Raw genomic sequence first — 23846 nt, forward strand, 5'->3', positions numbered from 1 at the left:
ACCAGGGGGCTCCGCCCCCTGGACCGCCGGAGACCTTCGCCCACCCACCACCCGACTCGGCCGATGAAGAGGCGAGGTCGAAAGGAAAGGGGCGAAGGTGACTCGGCCGATGAAGAGGCGAGGTCGAAAGGAAAGGGGCGAAGGTGACTCGGGCGGTGAGAGGGCGCGGTCGGTGGCGGGAGGCCTGGTGCCTGGTGGCGGCAGGCCTCCCGGTCGGCTCTCTTGCTTATGCCTGCGGGCCCGTCTCGGTCATCCCGTGCACCGCCGGGATCGTGCCCAGGCGGCCCTTCTGGAAGTCCTCGAAGGCCTGCATGAGCTCGTCCTTGGTGTTCATGACGAACGGGCCGTAGTGGGCCATCGGCTCGCGGATCGGCTCGCCGCCGAGCAGCACGACCTCCAGGTCCGGCGTGTGCGAGTCCTGCTTCTCGTCCGCGCGGACGGTGAGGGAGGAGCCCGCGCCGAAGACGGCGGTCTGGCCGAGGTGGATCGGGCGGCGCTCGGCGCCCACCGAGCCCTTGCCGGCCAGCACGTAGGCGAGGCCGTTGAAGTCCTCGCGCCAGGGCAGGGTGACCTCGGCGCCAGGGGCGACGGTCGCGTGGATCATCGTGATCGGGGTGTGGGTGATGCCGGGACCGGCGTGGCCGTCCAGCTCGCCCGCGATGACGCGCAGCAGCGCACCGCCGTCCGGGGTGGTCAGCAGCTGCACCTGGCCGCCGCGGATGTCCTGGTACCTCGGCGCCATCATCTTGTCCTTGGCGGGGAGGTTCACCCACAGCTGGAGGCCGTGGAAGAGCCCGCCGGACACGACGAGGGACTCCGGCGGGGCCTCGATGTGGAGGAGGCCGGAGCCGGCCGTCATCCACTGGGTGTCGCCGTTGGTGATGGTGCCGCCGCCACCCTGGCTGTCCTGGTGGTCGAAGACGCCGTCGATGATGTAGGTGACGGTCTCGAAACCACGGTGCGGGTGCCAGGGGGTGCCCTTGGGCTCACCCGGCGCGTACTCCACCTCACCCATCTGGTCCATCATGATGAACGGGTCGAGGTGGCGGTAGTTGATCCCCGCGAACGCCCGGCGCACCGGGAAACCCTCGCCCTCGAAACCGCTCGGCGCGGTCGTTACGGCGAGCACGGGACGGGCCACGGCGTCGGCCGGTGCGGCCACCCGAGGCAGGGTGAGCGGGTTCTCCACGGTCACTGCAGGCATGTTGGCTCCTCCTTGTGCGCCCAGTTTAGTTGAGCGTTGAACTTTCTGCCACCCCTAACGGAGAAGGCCCGGAGGACATTCCCTCCGGGCCCGGTCATTCCCCGATCAGTGGATCAGTTGCTGAAGTAGAGGTAGTTCCACGCACCGTAGGTCGTGGAGTTCACGGTGTCGCCGGACGAGCCGTTGACGTACACCGACCGCATCCGCGCCCGGATGCCGGACTGGCCGGGAGCGTCGAGCTGCACGGACGTCTTGCCGTTCGTGCCGAGCGCGAAGTACTCGGAGTCCGTCGCGTACCACTTGCCCTGGTAGTAGACCTCCAGGTCCACGCGATGCTCACGGCCCGGGTAGTAGGTCATGGTCGTGTTGAACACCGGGCTGGTGTTCTTGTGGAACCAGCGGTACGACGTCGAACCGATCTTCGCCGTCTTGTAGTACTTGGAGAGCGAGGTGGAGATCTTGACCCGCGCGTAGGCCGTGGCCTTCGCGGTCTTGGGCGCGTAGCGGGCGTCGCCGTCGAAGACCGCGGAGACGGCCGTGTCCCGGGTCATGTCCACCCAGGCGGCGATGTTCCCGTGGGAGTCCACCTTGCCGCTCTTGATCAGCTTGTTGCCCTTGTCACCGCCGAAGGGGTCCGCGTAGATCTTGACCGTGCGGTTCTTGTACGTCGTCCCCAGGTGCGCGGTGAACTTCACGTCGGTGCCGTAGTTGTACAGCTTGCCGTTGTTGTTCAGGCTCAGGCTCGTGCCCGCGCGCGAGACCGCGACCTTGTCGGAGGCGGTGGCCGTGGTGTGGCCGGCGTCGCCCGCGTAGGTCACCTTGTAGGTGACCGTGCCGCCGGCCGGCGGGGTGTCGGCGAAGGAGTACGTGCCGTCCGCCCTGACGGTGACGGCGGCGAGCGCCTTCCCGCTGGGGCTCTCGATGTCGGTACGGGTCACGGAGAGCTTGGCGCCGACGGGCAGCGGGACCGTCGCCGAGAGCTTTCCGGTGACGGTGAGCTTCTTGGCGCGGGGCGCCGAGCTCGGGGCGTTGACCGTGAGCGTCGGCACGTTGAGCGTGGGCTGGGTCAGGGCCTTGAGCGTGAAGGTGCCGCCGTTCGGGACCAGCGCGAAGATCCGCGAGGAGTCCGGTGCCCAGCGCAGGTTTCCGGCGGCGTAGTCGGTGGAGCCGGCGGAGTAGGTGCGCAGCGGCGTGGTGGTGTCGGGCCGGTAGACCGCGACCTTGCCGGCGTTGAACTGGGCGACCAGTCCGTTCGGCGCGATGTCGGCGCCCCACGCTCCGGGGTAGGAGCCGGCCTTGCTGAACTTGCCGTCCGCCCACGCGTCCCGGTCGGTGCCGTTGATCAGCACCTGGTCGGCGCCGGGGACGAGGTCGATGTCCCCGATGCCGTTGTTCAGGGTGTAGTCGCCGAAGTACCAGGCGGTGGCCTTGGGCGCGCCGTCCGAGACGTCGAGGACGGCCATGGAGTCGGTGGAGATGCCGGTCTGGCCGACGGCCAGCACGCCCGGCCGGTTCGGGTCGGTGTCCAGCAGCGCCTGGCCCCACAGGCCGAGGGAGGTGCCCTCGGTCGGGAACTGCGCCATCGCCACCGGGTCGGTCCCGCCCGCCGGGTCCACCGACGGGTCGATGGAGCCGATGTCGCCGTCCCACTGGTCGCCGTACGAGAACCACGCCTTGCCGCCGGTGAAGGCCAGGTGGCGGGGGCCGGTGTCGGTCGGGATGCTGTACGTCGTCTTCACGTCCAGCGTGGCCGGGTCCAGGGCGAGGATCTGGTGGGTGTTGGGCAGGGCCGCGTACAGGGTGCTGCCGTCGTCCGAAAGGGCCAGGTCGCTGACGCTGCCCAGGCCGGCGTTCGAGTCGACGAGGATGCCGTTGTAGTCGGAGGCGAGGATCCGGCCGTTCGCCGCGTCGCCGACGAACACCCGCTGGAGCGGGCCGTCCACGACGAACCCGCCGATGTTGGTGACGGTGGTGCCGGCGGCCGAGGCGGTCCCCGCCGCCACGACGCTCAGCGCCGCCGAGCTGAAGACGACCGCGAGCGCCGTCGCGACCGAAGTGCTGCGCATGCGCACAGTGATGAAACCCCCAGTGAGAACCCGGGTTCGCCGGGCGGATGAGAGCGCCGCGCGGCGCCCGGACACGACCGCACAAGAGCGGTTGCACACGGGGCGCGGCTGCCTGGAGGCAGCCTATGGCATGGCTGTGACAAACAGGGGCCGAGTTTTCAGAGGGCAGAAGAACAGCGCCCCATCAGGGGCGCGAGGAACTGCGCGACCAGCCACGACGGCGCTGCAGACAACCGACCGCCCATCGCGGCCCTGCCGGCGAAGCGCTAGCCGTACATCCGCCGCATCGCGAACTCCACCATCTGCTCGACCGCCTTGGCGTCGAAGACCATCCGGTGCTCGCCCTCCATGTCCAGGACGAAGCCGTAGCCGGTCGGGAGGAGGTCGATCACCTCCGCGCCGGTGATCACGAAGTACTTGGACTCCTTGCCCGCGTACCGGCGCAGTTCCTTCAGCGAGGTGAACATCGGGATCACCGGCTGCTGGGTGTTGTGCAGGGCCAGGAACCCGGGGTTGTCGCCGCGCGGGCAGTACACCTTGGACGTGGCGAAGACCTGCTGGAAGTCCTCCGCGGTCACCTGACCGGTGGTGAAGGCACGGACCGCGTCCGCGAGGGACGGCGGGGACGGCTCGGGATAGAGGGGCGCCTGCTGGCCGTAGCCGCCGAGTCCGCCCGGCATCTGCTGCTGCGGCTGGGCGTACTGCTGCTGCGCGGCCCCACCGTCCATGGGCTGGCCGTATCCATACATGCGCGCAAGCCTACCGAGACACGCGGCGTCCGCGAGAAGGTAGACCCTTCTCACACTTCACCCGACGGGGTTGCGTCTTATTACCGACGGGTAGCATCATCGGAGCTACTCGTTGGTATGTGAAAGCTTGCGCGAGGATTCAGTGCCTCGCCGATCCGGATACGGAGCCGTCACCATGGGGCACTACAAGTCCAACCTCCGCGACATCGAATTCAACCTGTTCGAAGTGCTCGGGCGCGACAAGCTGTACGGCACCGGCCCGTTCGCCGAGATGGACACGGACACCGCGAAGAGCGTCCTGGAGGAGCTGACCCGGCTCGCCGAGAACGAGCTCGCGGAGTCCTTCGCCGACGCCGACCGCAACCCCCCGGTCTTCGACCCGGAGACCAACACCGCCCCGGTCCCGGCCTCCTTCAAGAAGAGCTACAAGGCCTTCATGGACTCCGAGTACTGGCGCCTCGGCCTGCCGGAGGAGATCGGCGGCACGACCGCTCCCCCGTCGCTGATCTGGTCGTACGCGGAGCTGATCCTCGGCGCCAACCCGGCCGTGTGGATGTACTCCTCCGGCCCGGCGTTCGCCCGCATCCTCTTCGAGGAGGGCACCGAGGAGCAGAAGAAGTGGGCGCAGATCGCCGTGGACCGCACCTGGGGTTCGACCATGGTGCTCACCGAGCCCGACGCGGGTTCGGACGTCGGCGCCGGCCGTACCAAGGCGGTCCAGCAGGAGGACGGCTCCTGGCACATCGAGGGCGTGAAGCGCTTCATCACCTCGGGTGAGCACGACATGGAGGAGAACATCCTCCACTACGTCCTCGCCCGTCCCGAGGGCGCCGGCCCCGGCACCAAGGGCCTGTCCCTCTTCCTCGTCCCGAAGTACCTCTTCGACTTCGAGACCGGCGAGCTGGGCGAGCGCAACGGCGTCTACGCGACGAACGTCGAGCACAAGATGGGCCTGAAGGCCTCCAACACCTGCGAGATGACCTTCGGCGACCGCCACCCGGCCAAGGGCTGGCTGATCGGCGACAAGCACGAGGGCATCCGCCAGATGTTCCGGATCATCGAGTTCGCCCGCATGATGGTCGGCACGAAGGCCATCTCCACGCTGTCCACCGGCTACCTGAACGCGCTGGAGTACGCCAAGGAGCGCGTCCAGGGTCCGGACCTCGCGAACTTCATGGACAAGACCGCGCCCAAGGTCACCATCACCCACCACCCCGACGTCCGCCGCTCGCTGATCACGCAGAAGGCGTACGCCGAGGGCATGCGCGCCCTGGTCCTCTACACCGCCTCGATCCAGGACGCGATCGCCGTCAAGGAGGCGAACGGCGAGGACCCGAAGGCCGAGCACGCGCTGAACGACCTGCTCCTGCCGATCGTCAAGGGCTACGGCTCCGAGAAGGGCTACGAGCAGCTCGCCCAGTCGCTGCAGACGTTCGGCGGCTCCGGGTTCCTCCAGGAGTACCCGATCGAGCAGTACATCCGCGACGCCAAGATCGACACCCTGTACGAGGGCACCACCGCCATCCAGGGCCAGGACTTCTTCTTCCGGAAGATCGTCCGCAACCAGGGCGCGGCGCTGAACTCCCTCGCCGAGGACATCAAGAAGTTCCTCGCGCTGGGCACCGGCGGCGAGGAGCTGGCGGGCGCCCGCGAGCACCTCGCGAAGGCCGCCGTCGAGCTGGAGGCGATCGTCGGCCTGATGCTGACCGACCTCGCGGCCACCGAGCAGGACGTCAAGAACATCTACAAGGTGGGCCTCAACACCACCCGCCTGCTGCTCGCCTCCGGTGACGTGATCGTCGGCTACCTGCTGCTCAAGGGCGCCGCGATCGCCGCCGAGAAGCTGGAGACGGCGTCCAGCAAGGACAAGGCCTTCTACACCGGCAAGATCGCGGCGGCGAAGTTCTTCGCGGCCAACGTGCTGCCGGGCGTCACCCTGGCCCGCAAGGTCGCGGCCGACGTCGACCTCGACCTGATGGAGCTGGACGAGGCCGCTTTCTGACCCTCCCGGCCGACCCGGTCCGCCGCGGTGGCCCGCTCCCTCTCCGGGGGAGCGGGCCACCGTACGTCGTTAAGGTGAAGCACATGAGCGAACCCTCCCGCTTCGATCGCGGCCACACCGACGACCTGATGTCCTTCCTCGCGGCCGGCCCCACGCCGTACCACGCCGTGGCGAGCGCCGGCGCACGGCTGGAGAAGGCCGGTTTCCGGCAGGTCGCCGAGACGGACGCCTGGGACGGCACCGCCGGTGGCAAGTTCGTGCTGCGCGGCGGCGCGATCATCGCCTGGTACGTCCCGGAGGGCGCCGCGCCCCACACGCCGTTCCGGATCGTCGGCGCCCACACCGACTCCCCCAACCTGCGGGTGAAGCCCCGCCCGGACAGCGGGGCGCACGGCTTCCGCCAGGTCGCGGTGGAGATCTACGGCGGACCGCTCATGAACTCCTGGCTCGACCGGGACCTGGGCCTGGCCGGCCGGCTCAGCCTGCGCGACGGCTCCACCCGCCTCGTCGACGTGGACCGGCCGCTGCTGCGGGTGCCCCAACTCGCCATCCACCTCGACCGTTCGGTCAGCGGCGAGGGTCTCAAGCTCGACAAGCAGCGCCACCTCCAGCCCGTCTGGGGCCTCGGCGACGACGTCCGCGACGGCGACCTGATCGCCTTCCTGGAGCAGGAGTCGGGCCTGCCGGCCGGCTCGGTCACCGGCTGGGACCTGATGACCTACACCGTCGAACCGCCCGCCTACCTGGGCCGCGACCACGACCTGCTCGCCGGCCCCCGGATGGACAACCTGCTCTCCGTGCACGCCGGTACGGCGGCGCTGGCGGCCGTGGCGACGGGCGGCGCCGACCTGCCCTGCATCCCCGTCCTCGCCGCCTTCGACCACGAGGAGACCGGCTCTCAGTCCGACACCGGCGCGGACGGCCCGCTGCTCGGCAGCGTGCTGGAGCGTTCGGTGCTGGCGCGCGGCGGGTCGTACGAGGACCGGGCGAGAGCCTTCGCGGGCACCGTCTGCCTCTCCTCCGACACCGGTCACGCCGTCCACCCCAACTACGCGGAACGGCACGACCCGACCCACCACCCACGCCTCAACGGCGGCCCGATCCTCAAGGTCAACGTCAACAACCGCTACGCCACGGACGGTTCGGGCCGGGCGGTGTTCGCCGCCGCCTGCGAGAAGGCCGGGGTCCCGTTCCAGACCTTCGTCTCCAACAACTCGATGCCCTGCGGCACCACGATCGGCCCGATCACCGCGGCCCGGCACGGCATCCGGACCGTCGACATCGGCGCGGCGATCCTCTCCATGCACAGCGCACGCGAACTGTGCGGCGCCGACGACCCGTTCCTGCTGGCGAACGCGCTGGTGGCGTTCCTGGAAGGCTAGGTGCACATGTCCCGCTCGCCCCTGGGTACCCGGAGTGGACCGGAACCACCACCGAACCTGAAGGGAAGGCAACGCTCATGGGGCTCGGCGGGTGCATCATCCTCATAGCCGTGGGGGCCATCCTCACGTTTGCGACCGACTGGCACATGAACGGCGTCAACCTCGACGTCGTCGGACTGATCCTGATGGCCGTCGGCATCATCGGCGTCGCCACGTTCAGCAGCATCGCGAGCCGCCGGCGCGTCATGGTGCCGCCGACGACAGTGGTCGAGGAGGAACGGCACCATCACCACCGTGACGGATACGGCGACGGGTACGGCGCGTAACGGACACCGCCGCCCCCACAGGGTCATCACAGGCAACCGTGAGCAATCCGTTACAGCTTTCAACTACCGAAGTTGTACAGGTTTCGTGAAGACTTCTGATCACTGACGGGCCCGGAAGTTCGGCTTCCGGTCCCACCGAGGTCTTCACGACAGGGGGTACCGAGCCGTGCGCCGTCACGCCACGCGCCGTGCCCACGCCGCGCCCGAGGAACCGGGCGACAGACCCAGGCTCGCCGTCCTGATCCCGGCACACAACGAGCAGGAACGTATCTCCGCCGCGATCGACGGCCTCTGGGAACAGACCCGGCGCCCCGACCTGATCGTCGTCGTCACCGACAACTGCACCGACGACACGGCCGGCGTCGCCGCCGCCCACGGTGCCCAGGTCTTCCCCACCCAGGGCAACGCCCACAAGAAGGCCGGTGCCCTCAACCAGGCCATCGCCTGGGTGCTGCCGCACCTGGACGACCGGGACCTGCTGCTCGTCCAGGACGCCGACACCGTCCTCAACCCCTGGTTCGTCGAGACCGCGCTCGCCACCTTCAACCGCAAGGTCGGCGCGGTCGGCGGCGTCTTCTACGGCGAGGACGGCGGCGGCTTCCTCGGCCTGCTGCAGCGCATGGAGTTCCACCGCTACGCCTGGGAGCTGGAGCGCACCGGCGGCCGGGCGCAGGTCCTCACCGGCACCGGCACGATGTTCCGCGCCCGGGTGCTGCGCGAGGTCCGCGCGGCCCGCCGCACCGGCGAACTAGGCGGCGGCACCGGCTACTACAGCCTCGCCTCGCTCACCGAGGACGACGAGATGACCAAGGCGGTCAAGACCCTCGGCTACCGGGCCATGTCCCCGGCGGGCTGCGCGGTCACCACCGAGGTCATGCCGACTCTCCCCAAGCTCTGGCACCAGCGGCTGCGCTGGCAGCGCGGCGCGCTGGAGAACCTCCGCGACTACGGCTGGACCCGGGTCACCGCCCGCTACTTCATGCAGCAGTTCCTCATGGGCTTCGGCGCGCTGTCCTTCCTGGTCTACCTGACCTACATGGCCTCGTACACCTCGCTGTACGGCTGGCCGGGCCTGTCGCCGTTCTGGACGGCGATCGGCATGATCTTCATCGTCGAGAAGACCGTCTCCGTACGGCGGGCCGGCCCGAAGGCCGTCCTGGTCGCCGCGCTGATGATCCCGGAGATGCTCTACGACCTCTTCCAGCACGCCGTCTACTTCACCTCGCTGTGGGGGCTGGTGCGCCGCAGCGAGGAGAAGTGGGTGGCGACGTGAGCCCGTTGCCGGGCACCCTCACCGACCCCGCCCCCCACATGGCAACTCGCATAGGAGAAACACGATGTACGGACGAGTGATCGGCGCGGGCACGGTGGGCGCGGGCGGTGCGACCCTGGCCGCCACCGGGCTCTGGATCAACAGCATGGCGATGGTGGTGGCGGCCACGACCTTGGTGGCGGCCGGGGTTGCGGTGTTCAAGCTGGTTCCGCGGAGGCGGTAGCCGGTCCGTTCGTGTTCTGACTGCGGGCGCGTGGGGGCTGGTCGCGCAGTTCCTCCCCCAGCGCCCCTTTCAGGGCGCTGTTCCTAGGTGTCTTGATCCATCCCGGCCAGAACAAGCGGAAGACGACTCGCCCCACCCTCCGTGATCCGCACCGGCACCCCCCAGTCCTGCTGGTGCACATGGCAGGCCGGGTAGTCGTTGGCCTCGTCGTCGCAGGACGCGGCCGTCGCCGAGACGTGCAGGACGCCTTCCGTGATCGCCGGGTTCAGGTCGAGCTCCCTCGACAGGTCGGTGTCGGCGCCCTCGCCCTTGAGCAGCAGCTCCGGCGGGGTCGACGACACCAGCAGGCGCGTCGACGGGCCGTACCGGGTGTCCAGCTTCTGGCCCGCCGGGGCCTGGAAGACGACGTCCAGCCGGAGCCTGCCCGGAGCGACCTCGGTCGCCGCGCGCTGGGTGCGGTGGGCGACCGACTCCACCCGGACCGCCTCCTCGGGCAGCCGCAGCCGGGTCAGCCGGTGCCGGGCCGATTCGACGACCACGATCTCGTCGCCGGCCAGCACCGCGTCGCTGGGCTCCCGCAGGTCCGTCGCCAGGGTGGTGACCTGGCCGGTCGCCGGGTCGTAGCGGCGCAGCGCGTGGTTGTAGGTGTCGGACACGGCGACCGAGCCGTCGGGCAGGGCCGTGACGCCCAGCGGGTGCTGGAGGAGGGCCTGCCCGGCGGCGCCGTCCCGGTGGCCGAAGTCGAAGAGGCCGGTGCCGACGGCCGTGTGGACGTGTCCGTCCGGATCAACCCAGCGCAGGGCGCTGGTCTCGGAGTCGGCGAGCCAGAGCCGGTCGGCGGTGGCCGCGAGGCCGGACGGCTGGGCGAACCACGCCTCGGCGGCCGGCCCGTCGACCAGCCCCTCGTTGGTGGTACCGGCGGCGACCGCGACCGTCCCGGTCGCCGGATCGTACGTCCACAGCTGGTGGACGCCGGCCATGGCGATCCACACCTTGCCGCCGAAGACCGCCACGTCCCAGGGAGAGGACAGGTCGATCTCGCGTGCCGGGCCGGCGGTCGGGGAGCCCTGCCACCACTGCCGGCCGGTGCCGGCGAGCGTGCTCACCGCACCGGTGACCAGGTCGAGGCGGCGCAGGGCGTGGTTGGCGGTGTCGGCGACCACGACCGAGCCGTCGTCGAGCAGCGCGAGGCCCTGCGGCTCGTTGAAGGCGGCGGTTTCCCCCGTGCCGTCGGCGAAACCGCGCGTGCCGGAGCCTATCCGCCGAACGACCGTCTCCGCGTCCTCGGCCAGTTCCACCAGCTGGTGCCGGGTGGTGTCGCTGACCAGGAAGTTCCCCGAGGGCAGCAGCAGGGCCTTGCCGGGGAAACGCAGGGCGGTCGGCTCCGGCTCCGGCGCCACGTACGGGCCGTCGCCGCGGCGCAGGGTGCCCTTCGCCTCGTGCTCCGCCTCCAGCTCCTCGACCAGCCGCGCGATGGCGTGCGCGTGCCCCTCGCCGGCGTGCTGGGCGACGACGTACCCCTCCGGGTCGATCACGACCAGCGTCGGCCAGGCCCGGACCGCGTACTGCTTCCAGGTCGCGAGCTCCGGGTCGTCAAGGACCGGGTGCTCCACGCCGTACCGCTCCACGGCGTCGACGACCGCCTGGTGCTCGGCCTCGTGGACGAACTTGGGCGAGTGCACCCCGACGATCACCACGGTGTCCCGGTGCCGTTCCTCCAGCTCACGCAGCTCGTCGAGGACGTGCAGACAGTTCACGCAACAAAATGTCCAGAAATCGGCAATGACGATGCGCCCGCGGAGCTCCGCGAGGCTGAGCTGCTTGCCACCGGTGTTGATCCAGCCGCCCTTGCCGATCAGCTCGGGGGCGCGGACACGTACGCGTTTCGCCATGGTTCAAGCCAACCACGCGCGCGCGTGGCGCTATTCCTGCACGTGCCGTTCTTGCTCATTCGTGCCCCGCGGGGCTGTCTCGCCTACGCGTTCCAGCGACAAAGGCAATGAAACTCAGGACCTTCCTGGGGTCCGGGGCCCGGCTTCGGGCCCCGGACCCGTCGGTCCACTCAGTCCTGGTGCACCACGTTCCGGCCGGGACCGCCGGAGAGCCTGTCGCTGCCGGGACCGCCGTACAGCCTGTCGTTGCCGCTGTTGCCGTACAGGACGTCGTTGCCGCTGTTGCCGTACAGGACGTCGTCGCCCTTGCCGCCGTACAGGGTGTCCGCGCCGGCCCCGCCGGTGATGGTGTCCTTGCCGTCGTCGCCGGACAGGTACTGGGCCCCGCTGCCGCCATGCAGCACGTCGTTGCCCTTGCCGCCCTGCACGATGTTGTCGCCGCCGCTCGCGTTGATCGTGTCGTTGCCGTCGTCGCCCCAGGCGAGACCCTCCTTGCCCACGGTGATGGTGTCGTTGCCCGTGCCGCCGGAGACGTAGGCGCCGTCGAGGCGACCGGAGTCGGTGGCCTTGTCGTTGCCCGTGCCGAGTGAGATCTGGGCGTAGAAGTAGATCTGGTCGGTGGCGTTCCTGTAGGCGAGCATGTCGTCCCGGTCGCCCAGGCTCACGATCAGCGCGGCGTACGGGTCCTGACTGTCCACGAGGGTGACCCTGCAGGAAACCTTGGTGTGGTCCGCGCTGTCGAGGTAGGTGCAGTCATGGCCCGCGCTGATCGGGACCACGTCGTCGATCACATAGACGATGCCCGTGCGGTCCGCGGTGAGCGATGCGGTGACAGTGGCTTTGTTGGCCTGAGCGGCTGCGGCCTTGTAGGTGAGCTGCCAGTCGTACTGGTTGACCGCGGCGGTGGCCGGTGCCGTCGCGGCGTCGGCGGTGCCGGCGGTGGTGAGTGCCGCGGCCATGGCCGCACCGAGAGCCAGCGTCATCGCCGGGACGGCGCGTATGACCCGGCGGCGGACGGGACGAACATCCATGGAGACCTCCGAGAGGACCGTGCGCGATTGCGCGCACTACGCACTGTCGGACTCGGAGCCCGCCCCGTTGGTTGGGCGGCTTCCGGACACGCACGGGGACTTCGCCTCCCGGACACCCGTTGGACCGGGAGAATCCGCGGCCCGGTCAGGTGAGGACGTGTCCGGTCGTCGCCTCCACGTGCCCGGGAACCTCGTCGTGCCGGTCGCCCACCGTGAGGGTTCCGGTGGGCTCGATCAGCAGGATCTCGGTGGGCACACGCGCGTGCGGCTTGTGCTCGGTACCCCGGGGGACGGTGAAGACCGAGCCCTTCGGGAGGACGACCGTGCGCTCGCCGGCCGGCTCCCGCAGGCCGATGTGCAGTTCGCCCTCCAGGACCAGGAAGAACTCGTCGGTGTGGTCGTGCACGTGCCAGAGGTGCTCGCCCTCGACCTTGGCGACGCGGACGTCGTAGTCGTTGACGGCGGTGACGATGCGGGGGCTCCACAGCGCGTCGAAGGAGGCGAGGGCGTGCGCGAGCAGGACGGGTTCACTGGTCATGCATTGATCTTCGGCCGTCGGCCGACGGCCGCGTGAGTGCTAGAAATCGCACATGCCGCAAGGATCCTCTCAGTCCACACGGCCGACCCATCGGGTGGCCGTGATCGTCGACGCGGGCACCAATCCGTTCGAGGTCGGGGTCGCCACCGAGTTGTTCGGGCTGCCTCGGCCCGAGCTGGGGAAACCCGTGCCGCCGTACGAGGTGACGCTCTGCGCGCCCACGCGCGAGGTGCGCATGAACCACGGCTTCTTCACTCTCAGCGGGGTGGCGGCTCTGGAGGCCGTGGACGAGGCCGACACGGTCGTCGTACCGGGACGGCCCGACAACGTAGTACCGCGCGGTGCCGACGTTCTCGACGCCGTCCGGCGCGCGCACGCGCGTGGGGCGCGGATCGTGAGTTTCTGCACCGGGACCTTCGCGCTCGCCGAGGCCGGGCTGCTGGACGGACGGCCGGCCACCACACACTGGCGCTGGGCGGACGCCTTCAGGGAACTGCATCCCCGGGTGCTCCTCCGGCCGGACGTGCTCTTCGTCGACGACGGCGACCTGCTCACCGCCTCGGGCAGCGCGGCCGCGCTCGACCTGGGGCTGCACATCTGGCGGCAGGACTACGGCGCCGAGATCGCCAACGCGGTGTCCCGGCGGCTGGTGTTCGCCTCGCACCGGGACGGCGGACAGCGGCAGTTCGTGGAACGGCCGGTGCCCGACGTACCGGACGAGTCGCTCGGCCCGCTGCTGGCCTGGGCGCAGGAGCGGCTCGGACAGCCGCTGACCGTGGCGGACCTGGCCGCACGGGCCGCCGTCTCCCCCGCCACCCTGCACCGCCGGTTCCGCGCCCAGCTGGGCAGCACCCCGTTGGCGTGGCTGACGGGGGAACGGGTGGCCCTCGCCTGCCGTCTGATCGAGCGCGGGGAGGAACGGCTGGAGGTGGTGGCGGCGCGCAGCGGCCTCGGCACCGCGGCCAACCTGCGGGCGCGGTTGCGGCGCGAGACAGGACTCAGCCCCTCGGACTACCGGCGGCGTTTCGGGCCGGCGGGGCGGGAAGGGGTACGGGTATGAGATTCCTGGTACGCGACCGGCTCCTCGGCTTCGGTGAGGACTACTGGATCGAGGACGAGCGCGGCGACAAGGTCTTCCTCGTCGACGGCAAGGCCATGCGGGTGCGCGACACGTTCGAGCTGAAGGACCGGCACGGGCGCGTGCTCGTCGACTTCCACCAGAAGATGTTCGCCCTGCGCGACACCATGGTGATCGAACGCGAGGGCGAGCCCCTGGCCACCATCAGGCGCAAGCGGCTGTCGCTGCTGCGCAACCACTACCGGGTCCGCCTGGTCGACGGCACCGAACTCGACGTCAGCGGCAAGATCCTCGACCGGGAGTTCGCCATCGAGTACGACGGCGAACTGCTGGCCGTGATCTCCCGGCGCTGGCTGCACGTGCGGGAGACCTACGGCGTCGACGTCGTACGGGACGACGCGGACCCGGCGCTGCTGATCGCGGTGGCGGTGTGCGTGATCCACCTCGCCGACAAGGAACGGGACGGGGATTAGGGGGCTAGCGGTGGCGCGGCTGGGCCAGGCCGAGGAGGCGGTCCTTGAGGGCCGGGAACTGTTCACGGGTCACGGCGACCCTGGCCGGGTCGAGGTCGACGGTGAGGATCTCCTCGCCGGTGCCCGCCTCGGCCAGCACCTCGCCCCACGGATCGACCACGATCGAGTGACCGGCCTGCGGAACTCCGGCGTGCGTCCCGGCCGTTCCACACGCGAGCACGAACGCCTGGTTCTCGACCGCCCGCGCCTGGGCCAGCAGCGTCCAGTGCGCGCGTCGCCGCTCGGGCCAGCCCGCCGGGACCACCAGCGTCTCGGCGCCGGCGTCGACGAGTCCGCGGAAGAGTTCGGGGAAACGGAGGTCGTAGCAGGTGGCCAGGCCGAGTGTGGTCCCGGGCAGCCGGACCGTCACCAGCTCCTGTCCCGCGCCCATCAGCACCGCCTCGCCCTTGTCGAAGCCGAAGCGGTGGATCTTGCGGTAGGCCGCGGCCAGCTCACCGGAGGGGGAGAAGACGAGCGACGTGTTGTAGAGGGGGCCGTCCTCCGCGGCGGAGCCGCTGTCGGCCGGAGCCCGCTCGGGGATCGAGCCGGCGTGCAGCCAGACACCCGCGTCGCTCGCCGCCTTCGCCATCGCCTCGTACGTCGGGCCTTCGAGCGGCTCGGCCTCCGCGGCGAACTCCTCGTAGGCGAACGCACCCGTCGTCCACAGTTCGGGCAGTACGACGAGATCGGCGTCCGCCTGTTCGCGTACCAGTGTGGTCACGCGCTGCCGACGAGATTCGACCGATTCGCCCTCGTTTACATCGATCTGGATGAGCGAGGCGCGCACACTACCACCGTCCTGGCATTCGAGCCGTCCACACGGGCCTACGATCGTCACACGAAAGCACTGCCGGGGTGCCTCACAGCAGCGTAACTTAGCGTTTCAAGACACCCGCCGACAGCAGCCACCTCCCGCTGGCAGCGCCGCCATCACCTGCCCGAGTACCGACCGCCGAGGGGTCCCGTTCCGTGAGTCTGCATCCCACCCTCCAGCCCTACGCCGACGCCTGGACCCACTCCATCGAAGCGATATCCGAGCTGGTGACGCCGCTCGTCGAGGGCGAGTGGAACCGGCGGACCCCGTGCCCGGGCTGGTCGGTGCGGGACGTGGTCTCCCACGTCATCGGCCTGGACTGCGAGATGCTCGGCGACCCGCGCCCCATCCACACCCTGCCGCGCGACCTCTTCCACGTCACCAACGACCAGCAGCGCTACATGGAGATGCAGGTCGACGTCCGCCGCCACCACACCGCGCCGGAGATGACCTCCGAGCTGGAGTACGTGATCATCCGCCGCAACCGCCAGCTGCGGAACGAGTCGCGGGACCCGGGCGCCAAGGTCCGCGGCCCGCTCGGCAGCGAGCTCACCCTCGAGGAGTCGATGCGCGGCCACGCGTTCAACGTGTGGGTGCACGAGCAGGATCTGCGGGCCGCCCTCGGACGCCCCGGCAACCTCGACTCCCCCGGCGCCCACATCGCCCGTGACGTGCTGCTCGCCGCGCTGCCCGCCGTCGTCGCCGAGAAGGCGAACGCCCCGCGCAGTTCGGCGGTCGTCCTGGACGTGCACGGCCCCGTCGAGTTCATGCGCACCATCCGCGTCGACATCCAGGGCCGCGGCACCCTCGAAACCGCCCCCGCCCTCGGCCCCGCCGCCACCTTCACCCTCGACTGGGAGACCTACGTCCGCCTGGCCTGCGGCCGCACCACCCCGGACGCGGTCGCGGACCGGGTGAAGGCGGAGGGCGAACCGGAGCTGACGGCGGCGATCCTGCGCAACTTCGCGGTCACGCAGTAGCGGGGGCCTCGGTAGCGAGGGCCTCGGTAGCGGGGGGCTGCGGTAGCCGGTAGCCGCGGTAGCGGGGGCCGCGGTAAATCGGTGTTCCGGGCCGGCCCCCGGGATCTACCGTGCCCGCCATGACAGTCGCCCCCACACCGCATGACGACCTCCCGCCCCGGCTCACCCGGCTCACCTTCCACGGCCCGCTCTCCGAGGCTCGCGCGACCGGGATGGTCCGGCGCCTCGCCGCGACCCGACCCTCCACCGTGCTGGACATCGGCTGCGGCTGGGGCGAGCTGATGCTCCGCCTGCTGGACGCACTGCCACAGGCACAGGGGCTCGGGGTGGATCTGCGGGAGGAGGACCTACGGCGCGGGCGGCACAACGCCAAGGCGCGGGGACTCACGGAACGGGTGAGGTTCGTCCGGGAGTCCGCCGTGGGCACCCGGCGCGGCCCGGCCGACGTGGTGCTGTGCCTCGGGGCGAGCCAGGCGCTGGGCGACGGTCTCGGGCCGGCCCTGCGGGAGCTGCGGCGGCTGGTGGCCGACGGCGGGCGCGTCCTGCTCGGCGAGGGCTTCTGGCAGCGCACGCCGACCGAGGGGGAGCTGGCCCGAATGTGGCCGGGCGCCTCGGCCACCGACCACCACGACCTGGCCACCCTGACCGACCTCGCGGTGGCCGCCGGCTTCCGCCCGGAGTGGATCGAGACGGCGAGCCTTGCGGAGTGGGAGGAGTTCGAGTCGGCCTACCAGGCGGACACGGAGGTATGGCTGGCAGCCAACCCCGGCCACCCGCTGGCGCCGGAGACCCGAGCCCGCCTGGACACCCACCGCTCGGCCTGGCTGACGTACCGAGGCGTACTGGGCCTGACCTACCTGACCCTCGTACCCACGACGACTTGACCCGGCCCCCGGAAAGCCGCCGACGGCGAGGACCCCCACAGGTCGCCGAGCCTCCCCGCCGACGGTGAACACCCCCACGGGTCGCCCGGCCTCTCGGCCCACCGCAAACGGGTGGTGCGCGGGTGGGAGAAGGGATCACGCAGGCACGTGCACGGTCTCCACCCGGCTCGCCACCAGCCGCTCCCGCTCCCGCCGGACCGCCCGCCCCCGCAACCGCAGGATCTGGCTCACCCCCAGCGCCTGCAGCACGAACACGCACGAGAAGGCCACCGCGTAGTCGTCACCGGTGGCATCCAGCAGCACCCCCACCGCGAACAGCGTCGTCATCGACGCCGTGAAACCACCCATGTTGGTGATCCCGGACGCGGTCCCCTGTCGCTCGGGCGGGTTGGCGGGCCGCGCGAAGTCGAAGCCGATCATCGACGCCGGTCCGCACGCGCCCAGCACCGCACACAGCACCACCAGCAGCCACATCGGCGCCCGGGCGGCCGGGTACACCAGCGTCGCCGCCCACACCACGGCCGTCGCCCCGACCGTGCCCAGCACCAGCGGCAGCCGCGCCGCGTGGTGGCGGGCGATGATCTGGCCGTAGACGAGCCCGATCACCATGTTGGAGAGGACCACCAGGGTCAGCAGTTCGCCGGCGGTGGCGCGGGACAGCCCCTGTGCCTGGACCAGGAACGGCAGCCCCCACAGCAGCAGGAACACCATCGCCGGGAACTGGGTGGTGAAGTGCACCCACAGCCCCAGCCGGGTCCCCGGCTCCCGCCAGGACGCGGCGATCTGCTTCCGTACGTACCCCGCACCCTGGTGCGGGAACGGCTCCGGCTCGTACCCCTCGGGGTGGTCCTTCAGGAGGCACAGGACGAGGACCAGCACGACCGCACCGGCGAGCGCGCTGCCCGCGAACGCCGGAGTCCAGCCGATGCCGTGCAGCAGCCGGGCCAGGACCAGCGTGGAGACGAGGTTGCCCGCCATGCCGACGAGACCGGCGAGCTGGGCGACGAGCGGCCCGCGCCGGGCCGGGAACCAGCGGGTGCCGAGCCGCAGCACGCTGATGAACGTCATCGCGTCACCGCAGCCGAGCAGCGCGCGCGAGGCGAGCGCGGTGCCGTACGACGGGGAGAAGGCGAAGCCCAGCTGCCCGGCGGTGAACAGCACGGCGCCGATGGACAGGACCTTCTTCGTGCCGAGACGGTCGACCAGCAGGCCGACGGGTATCTGCATGCCGGCGTAGACCAGCAGCTGGAGTATCGAGAACGTGGACAGCGCCGAGGCACCCACGTGGAAGCGGTCGGCCGCGTCGAGGCCTGCGACCCCGAGGGACGTACGGAAGATGACGGCGACGAAGTAGACCGAGACGCCTGTGCTCCAGATCACCACGGCCCGGCGGCCGCCCGGCGGATCACCGGGCAGCGACACGCTGTCGCGGCTCATCGGACCTCACCCCGCGCCAGGTGCGCGAACCAGTCGACGTGCCGGTGCACGAGGCCGACCGCACTCTCGGCGTCCCCGGCGCGCAGCGCGTCCAGGATCTCCTCGTGCTCGGTCAGCGACTTGGCGATGCGGTCGGGGTGGGCGTGCATGATCGCGACGCCCATCCGCAGCTGGCGGTCGCGCAGCTGGTCGTAGAGGCGGGAGAGGATCTCGTTGCCGCCGTCGCGGACGATCGCGGCGTGGAAGCAGCGGTCGGTGACGGCCGCGGCGGCCAGGTCGCCCGCGGCTGCCTCGGCCTTCTGCCGGTCGAGCAGTTCCTGGAGCCGGGCCACCAGCCCCGCCGACGCCGGTACGGCCTTGCGCACCGCGTGCTCCTCGACCAGCATCCGGGTCTCCACCACGTCCGCGATCTCCTGCGCGGAGACCGGCAGCACCATGGCGCCCTTCTTCGGGTAGAGCTTGATCAGGCCCTCGACCTCGAGCCGCAGCAGCGCTTCCCGTACCGGGGTGCGGGAGACTCCGACGGCCTCGGCGAGCTCGCCCTCGGTGAGGAGCGTGCCACCTTCGTAGTGGCGGTCCAGGACGCCTTGCTTGACATGGGAGTAGACGCGGTCGGCGGCGGGGGGCTGCTTGACGGCCAGGCTCATGCCCACAGCTTAGATACAACACGTACGCAAGCGGCACGGTCGTCCACCATCCGGACGTGATGTAAATCGCTCTCAGCAGCCGCACAACCATCTGTGCTACTTACGTGTCACACACGTGCGGCCCCATTCGCTTCGGCACCCCCAACTCGGCCGCATGCCAGGGGCATTACGACTCGACTCGACTCGGGGTATTTCAGTTGATTACCGGTATTAAGGGCACTCGCCTCCGCAAGGCCGCCGCCGTCGCCGTCACGTCCGGCGCGCTGCTGGCGACCGGGGCCCTCACCGCGGCGCCCGCCCAGGCCGTCACCGCGCCCACGATCGTGGCCAAGGGCGGCTACATCATGAACAACGCGAACGCGAAGTCGCTGTACACGAAGGCGGCGGACACCAAGCGGTCGACAGGCTCCACGACAAAGATCATGACCGCCAAGGTCGTGCTCGCTCAGTCAAACCTGGACCTCAACAAGAAGGTCACGATCCAGAAGGCCTACAGCGACTACGTCGTCGCCAACCACGCCTCCCTGGCCCACCTGATCGTCGGCGACAAGGTCACCGTCCGCCAACTGCTCTACGGGCTGATGCTGCCCTCCGGCTGCGACGCCGCCTACGCGCTCGCGGACACGTACGGCTCGGGCACCACCCGCGCCAAGCGCGTCGCCAACTTCATCTCCAAGATGAACACCGCCGCGAAGAACCTGGGCCTGAAGAACACTCACTTCGACTCCTTCGATGGCATCGGCAACGGCAACAACTACTCGACGCCGCGCGACCTGACGAAAATCGCCAGCAGCGCGATGAAGAACTCCACCTTCCGCACGGTCGTCAAGACGAAGTCGTACACGGCGAAGACGATCACCAAGACCGGTTCCACCCGCACCATGGGCACGTGGACCAACACCAACACGCTGCTCTCCAGCTACAGCGGCGCCATCGGCGTGAAGACCGGCTCCGGCCCCGAGGCGGGCGCCTGCCTCGTCTTCGCCGCGACCCGCAACGGCAAGACGGTCATCGGCACCGTCCTCGCCTCAACCTCGTACGCACAGCGCGCGACGGACGCGACGAAGCTCCTCAACTACGGCTTCTCGACGATCTGACGCACGTCGCACCGAGCCGACGAAGGCCCGCCGCACACCGTGCGGCGGGCCTTTGGCATACCAGGACGGCCCACCGCAGCAGAACGCGAGTTCTTCCCTCGCATTCATGAACATTGCAGTATTTGACTGGCATATTCGATTTTCTCCGCCCTAGGTTCCGCGGCGGAGGTGGTTCCCATGAACGAACCCAACAAGCAAGCGAGGCCCGCCGGTCGGCGTGAGGCCATCGACGTGAGCGACTTCGTGTACGCGGCGACCGGAGCGCGGGTACGACGGCTGACCATGCCGGACGGCGCTCACTGGTTCCCAGCGGTGGATGTCTGCAACCGGTTGGGTCATACCAACCCGCAGAAGGCTCTCTCCGACCATGTCCCAGAAGACCATCGAGAGATTCTCGAGACCCTAACTGGAGGTTACGGTCTCAGCATTCCCGCAGGTAGAGAGTGGCGCCGAGACCTGAATGTCATCTCTCTCCAGGGTCTCATCCTTCTCGTTAACGCCTGCACCAAGCCGGCCTGCGCTCCCTTCAAGCAGTGGGTCGCCGAAGTCATCGAGACCGTGCAGCGAGACGGGTCATACCGCCTCGAAGAGGCCGAGGTGCAACCGACCGAACCGGGCGCGCCCGTCGCATACGCCATGCCGGAGCAGGTCGCGGATGCCATCGTCCGGCTTGAGGCGCACAACCTCCAGCTGGACGAGCAGTTCGTGAGCGGGCAGCGCGAACTGATCGAGCTGCAGAGGAGCACGCTCGCCGTGCAGCAGGCCCTGGTCCGGGCCATGGAACGGATCGCCGACCGGCTCGACGACCTCGTCCTCGAAAGGCGTAAGCCGTACGGTCCGCCCACTGCGCTACCGACCACCGAGTCCGTACTCGCCGACTGGCGGCGGCGATTGTCGGTGACCGAGGACGTGTGGACGGTGGCCGTCGTGATCGCCCCTGTCCTCGTCGAGAAGGGGGAACTGCGCGAGCCACTCGAATCGATCGCCGCGCGTACCGGCCTGACGGTGCACCGCGTCAACGAGTGTCTCCGACTGCTGCGCAAGCACGCCTGCATTCACTCGCGGGGCGGGGCGGAGGACGGGGCGCCGGTCTACGTGCTCAACCAGCTCTGAGAGGAGTGGGCGGTCGCAATCCGAATTTGCGGCCGCCCACCCTCAGCTTATCCACATCAGGCCGAGAGTGTCTCCGAGACCGTAACCAGAAGTTACACTCTCAGCGTTTACGCAGGTCAAAGAAGGGCGAGACCGTGACTGGAAGTCACGGTCTCGCCCTTCTCTCACTTCTCGTCGGCTCTCAGCCCCAGGTGATCAACCGCTTCGGCTGCTCCAGGATCGCCGCGATGTCCGCCAGGACCTTGGAGCCGAGCTCGCCGTCGACCAGACGGTGGTCGAAGCTCAGCGCCAGGGTCGTGACCTGGCGCGGCTTCACCTTGCCCTTGTGGACCCACGGCTGGAGCTTGATCGCGCCGACGGCGAGGATCGCCGCCTCGCCCGGGTTGAGGATGGGCGTGCCCGTGTCGATGCCGAAGACGCCGACGTTGGTGATGGTCACCGTGCCGCCCTGCATGGCGGCGGGCGACGTCTTGCCGTCCCTCGCCGTGCCGACCAGCTCGCCGAGCGCCTCCGCGAGTTGCGGCAGCGTCTTCGCGTGGGCGTCCTTGATGTTCGGCACGATCAGGCCGCGCGGGGTGGCCGCGGCGATGCCCAGGTTGACGTAGTGCTTGAGCACGATCTCCTGGCTGGCCTCGTCCCAGGACGCGTTGATGTCCGGGTTGCGCTTGATGGCGACCAGCAACGCCTTCGCGATGAGGAGGAGGGGGTTGACCCGGAGGCCCTGCAGGTCCTTGTCCTGCTTCAGCTCCTCCACCAGCCGCATCGTGCGGGTCACGTCCACCGTCACGAACTCCGTGACGTGCGGGGCCGTGAACGCCGAGCCCACCATCGCCGCCGCCGTCGCCTTGCGGACCCCCTTGATGGGGATGCGGGTCTCGCGGGCGTCGCCGGGAGAGGCGGCCGCCGGGGTCACCGCGGTCTCAGGGGCCGGCGGCTGCGGCACAGCCTCCGGTACGGCCGTCGGCGCCGTCACCGCCGCGTGCACGTCGTCGCGCGTGATGATGCCGTCAGGGCCGGACGGGGTCACCGTGGCCAGGTCGACGCCCAGGTCCTTCGCCAGCTTGCGCACCGGCGGCTTCGCCAGCGGGCGGGGGCGCTCCTCCACCGCGGCGGGCGCAGGGGCGGCGACCGGCGCCGGGCCCTGGCCGTTGAGTTCCTGCTGGACCGCTGCCTGGACGGCCGCCTCGGCGACCGTGATCTCCGGGCCCTTGCGGGGGCGGCGCTTGGTGGAGGAGGCGGCCACGCCGTAGCCGACGAGGACCGGCTGGCGGCCCTCCGGCTTCTTCTCGGGCTCCGGCGCCGTGGCCGGGGCCGGGGCCGGGGCGGGCTCCTCGGCCGGCGCTCCGCCGGACACGTCCACCGCGATGATCGCGGTGCCCACGTCCACCGTGGTGCCCTCGGCGAAGCGCAGCTCGCGGACCACGCCGTCGTAGGGGATGGGGAGTTCGACGGCCGCCTTCGCGGTCTCGACCTCGCACACCACCTGGCCGTCGGTGACCGTGTCGCCGGGCTGGACGTACCACTTGAGGATCTCGGCCTCGGTGAGCCCCTCGCCCACGTCCGGCATCCTGAACTCGCGTACGGACGCTTCCGTCATCGTCGTCACGACCCTCTCCTCAGTACGCCAGGGCACGGTCGACGGCGTCGAGCACCCGGTCCAGGCCCGGAAGGTACTCCTCCTCCAGGCGGGCCGGCGGGTAGGGGGCGTGATAGCCGCCGACCCTGAGGACCGGGGCCTCCAGGTGGTAGAAGCAGCGCTCGGTGATGCGGGCGGCGATCTCCGCGCCCGAACCGAAGAACACCGGTGCCTCGTGGACCACGACCAGCCGGCGGGTCTTCTCGACCGAGGCCTGGACCGAGTCGAAGTCCAGCGGGGAGACGGACCGCAGGTCCAGGACCTCCAGGGACTTGCCCTCCTCGGCGGCCGCGTCGGCGGCCTCCTGGCAGAGCTTCACCATCGGGCCGTAGGCGGCGAGGGTGAGGTCGGTGCCCTCGCGGACCACGCGGGCCTTGTGCAGCGGGCCCGGGATGGCCTCGGTGTTGACCTCGCCCTTGTCCCAGTAGCGGCGCTTGGGCTCGAAGAAGATCACCGGGTCGTCGCTCTGGATGGCCTGCTGCATCATCCAGTAGGCGTCCGAGGAGTTGGACGGGGAGACGATCTTGAGTCCGGCCACGTGCGCGAAGAGCGCCTCGGGGGACTCGGAGTGGTGCTCGACCGCGCCGATGCCGCCGCCGTAGGGGATGCGGACGACGACCGGCATCTTGACCTTGCCCAGCGAGCGGGCGTGCATCTTGGCGAGCTGGGTGACGATCTGGTCGTACGCCGGGAAGACGAAGCCGTCGAACTGGATCTCCACCACCGGGCGGTAGCCGCGCAGGGCGAGGCCGATCGCGGTGCCGACGATGCCGGACTCGGCGAGGGGGGTGTCGATGACGCGGCTGTCGCCGAAGTCCTTCTGCAGGCCGTCGGTGACCCGGAAGACGCCGCCGAGCTTGCCGACGTCCTCACCCATGACGAGGACCTTGGGGTCCGACTCCAGGGCGCGGCGCAGCGACTCGTTGATCGCCTTGGCCAGAGCCATCTTTTCCGCTGCCATG

At 70.0% G+C, this 23846-nt stretch carries 22 protein-coding genes; 11 read left to right on the plus strand and 11 right to left on the minus strand.

All coding sequences use genetic code 11. The features are described from left to right. Nucleotides 1-226: 226 nt before the first annotated feature. From ACFY0K_RS30355 to ACFY0K_RS30365, 3 genes are all read right to left on the minus strand, one after another. Nucleotides 227-1204 (minus strand): pirin family protein, encoded by a 978-nt coding sequence (locus ACFY0K_RS30355; protein WP_351956720.1) that lies wholly within the window; start codon nt 1202-1204, stop codon nt 227-229. Between the two features lie 113 nt (nt 1205-1317). Beyond that, nucleotides 1318-3270, minus strand: a complete 1953-nt coding sequence (locus ACFY0K_RS30360; protein ID WP_390642501.1) for an Ig-like domain repeat protein — start codon at nt 3268-3270, stop codon at nt 1318-1320. A 266-nt stretch (nt 3271-3536) separates the two neighbouring features. Continuing rightward, on the minus strand, nt 3537-4019 hold the full coding sequence (locus tag ACFY0K_RS30365; RefSeq protein ID WP_093500683.1) for an SseB family protein: 483 nt from the start codon (nt 4017-4019) through the stop codon (nt 3537-3539). Between the two features lie 175 nt (nt 4020-4194). On the opposite strand from ACFY0K_RS30365, the gene ACFY0K_RS30370 reads away from it, so the two are divergent. The 5 genes from ACFY0K_RS30370 (at nt 4195) to ACFY0K_RS30390 (ending at nt 9225) form a co-directional block, all read left to right on the plus strand. Next, complete coding sequence (locus ACFY0K_RS30370) at nt 4195-6021, plus strand: acyl-CoA dehydrogenase (RefSeq protein WP_390642502.1); 1827 nt, start codon at nt 4195-4197, stop codon at nt 6019-6021. A gap of 83 nt (nt 6022-6104) precedes the next feature. Continuing rightward, nucleotides 6105-7403, plus strand: a complete 1299-nt coding sequence (locus tag ACFY0K_RS30375) for a M18 family aminopeptidase (RefSeq protein WP_390642503.1) — start codon at nt 6105-6107, stop codon at nt 7401-7403. Nucleotides 7404-7480: 77 nt separating this feature from the next. Beyond that, entirely contained in the window at nt 7481-7729 is a 249-nt protein-coding gene (locus ACFY0K_RS30380) for a DUF6458 family protein (protein WP_351956724.1), read from the plus strand. A 166-nt stretch (nt 7730-7895) separates the two neighbouring features. Beyond that, entirely contained in the window at nt 7896-9002 is a 1107-nt protein-coding gene (locus ACFY0K_RS30385; RefSeq protein WP_390642504.1) for a glycosyltransferase, read from the plus strand. Nucleotides 9003-9066: 64 nt separating this feature from the next. Next, the gene (locus ACFY0K_RS30390) at nt 9067-9225 is read left to right on the plus strand and encodes a hypothetical protein (RefSeq protein WP_388909245.1); all 159 of its coding nucleotides are present in this window, start codon (nt 9067-9069) and stop codon (nt 9223-9225) included. 83 nt (nt 9226-9308) lie between these two features. On the opposite strand, the gene ACFY0K_RS30395 is transcribed toward ACFY0K_RS30390, so the two are convergent. The 3 genes from ACFY0K_RS30395 to ACFY0K_RS30405 form a co-directional block, all read right to left on the minus strand. After that, nucleotides 9309-11117, minus strand: a complete 1809-nt coding sequence (locus tag ACFY0K_RS30395) for an NHL domain-containing thioredoxin family protein (RefSeq protein WP_390642505.1) — start codon at nt 11115-11117, stop codon at nt 9309-9311. A gap of 170 nt (nt 11118-11287) precedes the next feature. Continuing rightward, nucleotides 11288-12148, minus strand: coding sequence for a calcium-binding protein (locus ACFY0K_RS30400; protein ID WP_390642506.1), 861 nt, complete (start codon nt 12146-12148; stop codon nt 11288-11290). A gap of 145 nt (nt 12149-12293) precedes the next feature. Further along, nucleotides 12294-12686: a cupin domain-containing protein gene (locus tag ACFY0K_RS30405; protein WP_390642507.1), complete on the minus strand. Its 393-nt coding sequence runs from the start codon at nt 12684-12686 to the stop codon at nt 12294-12296. Nucleotides 12687-12738: 52 nt separating this feature from the next. On the opposite strand from ACFY0K_RS30405, the gene ACFY0K_RS30410 reads away from it, so the two are divergent. Together ACFY0K_RS30410 and ACFY0K_RS30415 are read left to right on the plus strand one after the other, a co-directional pair. After that, nucleotides 12739-13746, plus strand: coding sequence for a GlxA family transcriptional regulator (locus tag ACFY0K_RS30410; protein WP_390642508.1), 1008 nt, complete (start codon nt 12739-12741; stop codon nt 13744-13746). Next, nucleotides 13743-14237: an LURP-one-related/scramblase family protein gene (locus tag ACFY0K_RS30415; RefSeq protein ID WP_390642509.1), complete on the plus strand. Its 495-nt coding sequence runs from the start codon at nt 13743-13745 to the stop codon at nt 14235-14237. Before ACFY0K_RS30410 ends, ACFY0K_RS30415 begins: the two co-directional genes overlap by 4 nt. Before the next feature lie 4 nt (nt 14238-14241). On the opposite strand, the gene ACFY0K_RS30420 is transcribed toward ACFY0K_RS30415, so the two are convergent. After that, nucleotides 14242-15063: a carbon-nitrogen family hydrolase gene (locus ACFY0K_RS30420; protein ID WP_390642510.1), complete on the minus strand. Its 822-nt coding sequence runs from the start codon at nt 15061-15063 to the stop codon at nt 14242-14244. 182 nt (nt 15064-15245) lie between these two features. Here ACFY0K_RS30420 and ACFY0K_RS30425 point away from each other — a divergent pair, with 182 nt between their 5' ends. Next, nucleotides 15246-16070 carry a maleylpyruvate isomerase family mycothiol-dependent enzyme gene (locus ACFY0K_RS30425; protein ID WP_390642511.1) on the plus strand — a complete coding sequence of 275 codons (825 nt, stop codon included), beginning with the start codon at nt 15246-15248 and terminating at the stop codon, nt 16068-16070. A gap of 119 nt (nt 16071-16189) precedes the next feature. Next, on the plus strand, nt 16190-16954 hold the full coding sequence (locus tag ACFY0K_RS30430) for an SAM-dependent methyltransferase (protein ID WP_390642512.1): 765 nt from the start codon (nt 16190-16192) through the stop codon (nt 16952-16954). 135 nt (nt 16955-17089) lie between these two features. Here ACFY0K_RS30430 and ACFY0K_RS30435 read toward each other — a convergent pair whose 3' ends face one another. Together ACFY0K_RS30435 and ACFY0K_RS30440 are read right to left on the minus strand one after the other, a co-directional pair. Then, nucleotides 17090-18391 (minus strand): nitrate/nitrite transporter, encoded by a 1302-nt coding sequence (locus tag ACFY0K_RS30435; protein ID WP_390642513.1) that lies wholly within the window; start codon nt 18389-18391, stop codon nt 17090-17092. After that, the gene (locus tag ACFY0K_RS30440) at nt 18388-19038 is read right to left on the minus strand and encodes a GntR family transcriptional regulator (protein WP_390642514.1); all 651 of its coding nucleotides are present in this window, start codon (nt 19036-19038) and stop codon (nt 18388-18390) included. Before ACFY0K_RS30440 ends, ACFY0K_RS30435 begins: the two co-directional genes overlap by 4 nt. 197 nt (nt 19039-19235) lie before the next feature. Here ACFY0K_RS30440 and ACFY0K_RS30445 point away from each other — a divergent pair, with 197 nt between their 5' ends. Further along, a complete protein-coding gene (locus ACFY0K_RS30445) occupies nt 19236-20135 on the plus strand; it encodes a D-alanyl-D-alanine carboxypeptidase family protein (RefSeq protein WP_390642515.1) in 900 nt (299 codons plus the stop codon). Between the two features lie 177 nt (nt 20136-20312). After that, nucleotides 20313-21248, plus strand: coding sequence for a Bro-N domain-containing protein (locus tag ACFY0K_RS30450; protein WP_352355662.1), 936 nt, complete (start codon nt 20313-20315; stop codon nt 21246-21248). A gap of 181 nt (nt 21249-21429) precedes the next feature. Here the strand turns inward: ACFY0K_RS30450 and ACFY0K_RS30455 are convergent, their stop codons facing one another. After that, a complete protein-coding gene (locus ACFY0K_RS30455; RefSeq protein WP_390642516.1) occupies nt 21430-22854 on the minus strand; it encodes a dihydrolipoamide acetyltransferase family protein in 1425 nt (474 codons plus the stop codon). Between the two features lie 10 nt (nt 22855-22864). Continuing rightward, a complete protein-coding gene (locus ACFY0K_RS30460; protein WP_351956736.1) occupies nt 22865-23845 on the minus strand; it encodes an alpha-ketoacid dehydrogenase subunit beta in 981 nt (326 codons plus the stop codon). Nucleotide 23846: the final 1 nt, after the last annotated feature.

Origin of the sequence: Streptomyces sp. NPDC001507 (genome assembly GCF_042894765.1) — a bacterium.
Classification (GTDB): domain Bacteria; phylum Actinomycetota; class Actinomycetes; order Streptomycetales; family Streptomycetaceae; genus Streptomyces.

Excerpts from the sequence above, each read along its gene's own strand:
- ACFY0K_RS30360 (WP_390642501.1), bottom strand. The coding sequence starts at position 3,270 with ATGCGCAGCACTTCGGTCGCGACGGCGCTCGCGGTCGTCTTCAGCTCG.
- ACFY0K_RS30395 (WP_390642505.1), bottom strand. The coding sequence starts at position 11,117 with ATGGCGAAACGCGTACGTGTCCGCGCCCCCGAGCTGATCGGCAAGGGC.
- ACFY0K_RS30410 (WP_390642508.1), top strand. The coding sequence starts at position 12,739 with ATGCCGCAAGGATCCTCTCAGTCCACACGGCCGACCCATCGGGTGGCC.
- ACFY0K_RS30365 (WP_093500683.1), bottom strand. The coding sequence starts at position 4,019 with ATGTATGGATACGGCCAGCCCATGGACGGTGGGGCCGCGCAGCAGCAG.
- ACFY0K_RS30375 (WP_390642503.1), top strand. The coding sequence starts at position 6,105 with ATGAGCGAACCCTCCCGCTTCGATCGCGGCCACACCGACGACCTGATG.
- ACFY0K_RS30400 (WP_390642506.1), bottom strand. The coding sequence starts at position 12,148 with ATGGATGTTCGTCCCGTCCGCCGCCGGGTCATACGCGCCGTCCCGGCG.
- ACFY0K_RS30405 (WP_390642507.1), bottom strand. The coding sequence starts at position 12,686 with ATGACCAGTGAACCCGTCCTGCTCGCGCACGCCCTCGCCTCCTTCGAC.
- ACFY0K_RS30430 (WP_390642512.1), top strand. The coding sequence starts at position 16,190 with ATGACAGTCGCCCCCACACCGCATGACGACCTCCCGCCCCGGCTCACC.
- ACFY0K_RS30460 (WP_351956736.1), bottom strand. The coding sequence starts at position 23,845 with ATGGCAGCGGAAAAGATGGCTCTGGCCAAGGCGATCAACGAGTCGCTG.
- ACFY0K_RS30355 (WP_351956720.1), bottom strand. The coding sequence starts at position 1,204 with ATGCCTGCAGTGACCGTGGAGAACCCGCTCACCCTGCCTCGGGTGGCC.
- ACFY0K_RS30450 (WP_352355662.1), top strand. The coding sequence starts at position 20,313 with ATGAACGAACCCAACAAGCAAGCGAGGCCCGCCGGTCGGCGTGAGGCC.
- ACFY0K_RS30370 (WP_390642502.1), top strand. The coding sequence starts at position 4,195 with ATGGGGCACTACAAGTCCAACCTCCGCGACATCGAATTCAACCTGTTC.
- ACFY0K_RS30440 (WP_390642514.1), bottom strand. The coding sequence starts at position 19,038 with ATGAGCCTGGCCGTCAAGCAGCCCCCCGCCGCCGACCGCGTCTACTCC.
- ACFY0K_RS30390 (WP_388909245.1), top strand. The coding sequence starts at position 9,067 with ATGTACGGACGAGTGATCGGCGCGGGCACGGTGGGCGCGGGCGGTGCG.
- ACFY0K_RS30435 (WP_390642513.1), bottom strand. The coding sequence starts at position 18,391 with ATGAGCCGCGACAGCGTGTCGCTGCCCGGTGATCCGCCGGGCGGCCGC.
- ACFY0K_RS30415 (WP_390642509.1), top strand. The coding sequence starts at position 13,743 with ATGAGATTCCTGGTACGCGACCGGCTCCTCGGCTTCGGTGAGGACTAC.
- ACFY0K_RS30380 (WP_351956724.1), top strand. The coding sequence starts at position 7,481 with ATGGGGCTCGGCGGGTGCATCATCCTCATAGCCGTGGGGGCCATCCTC.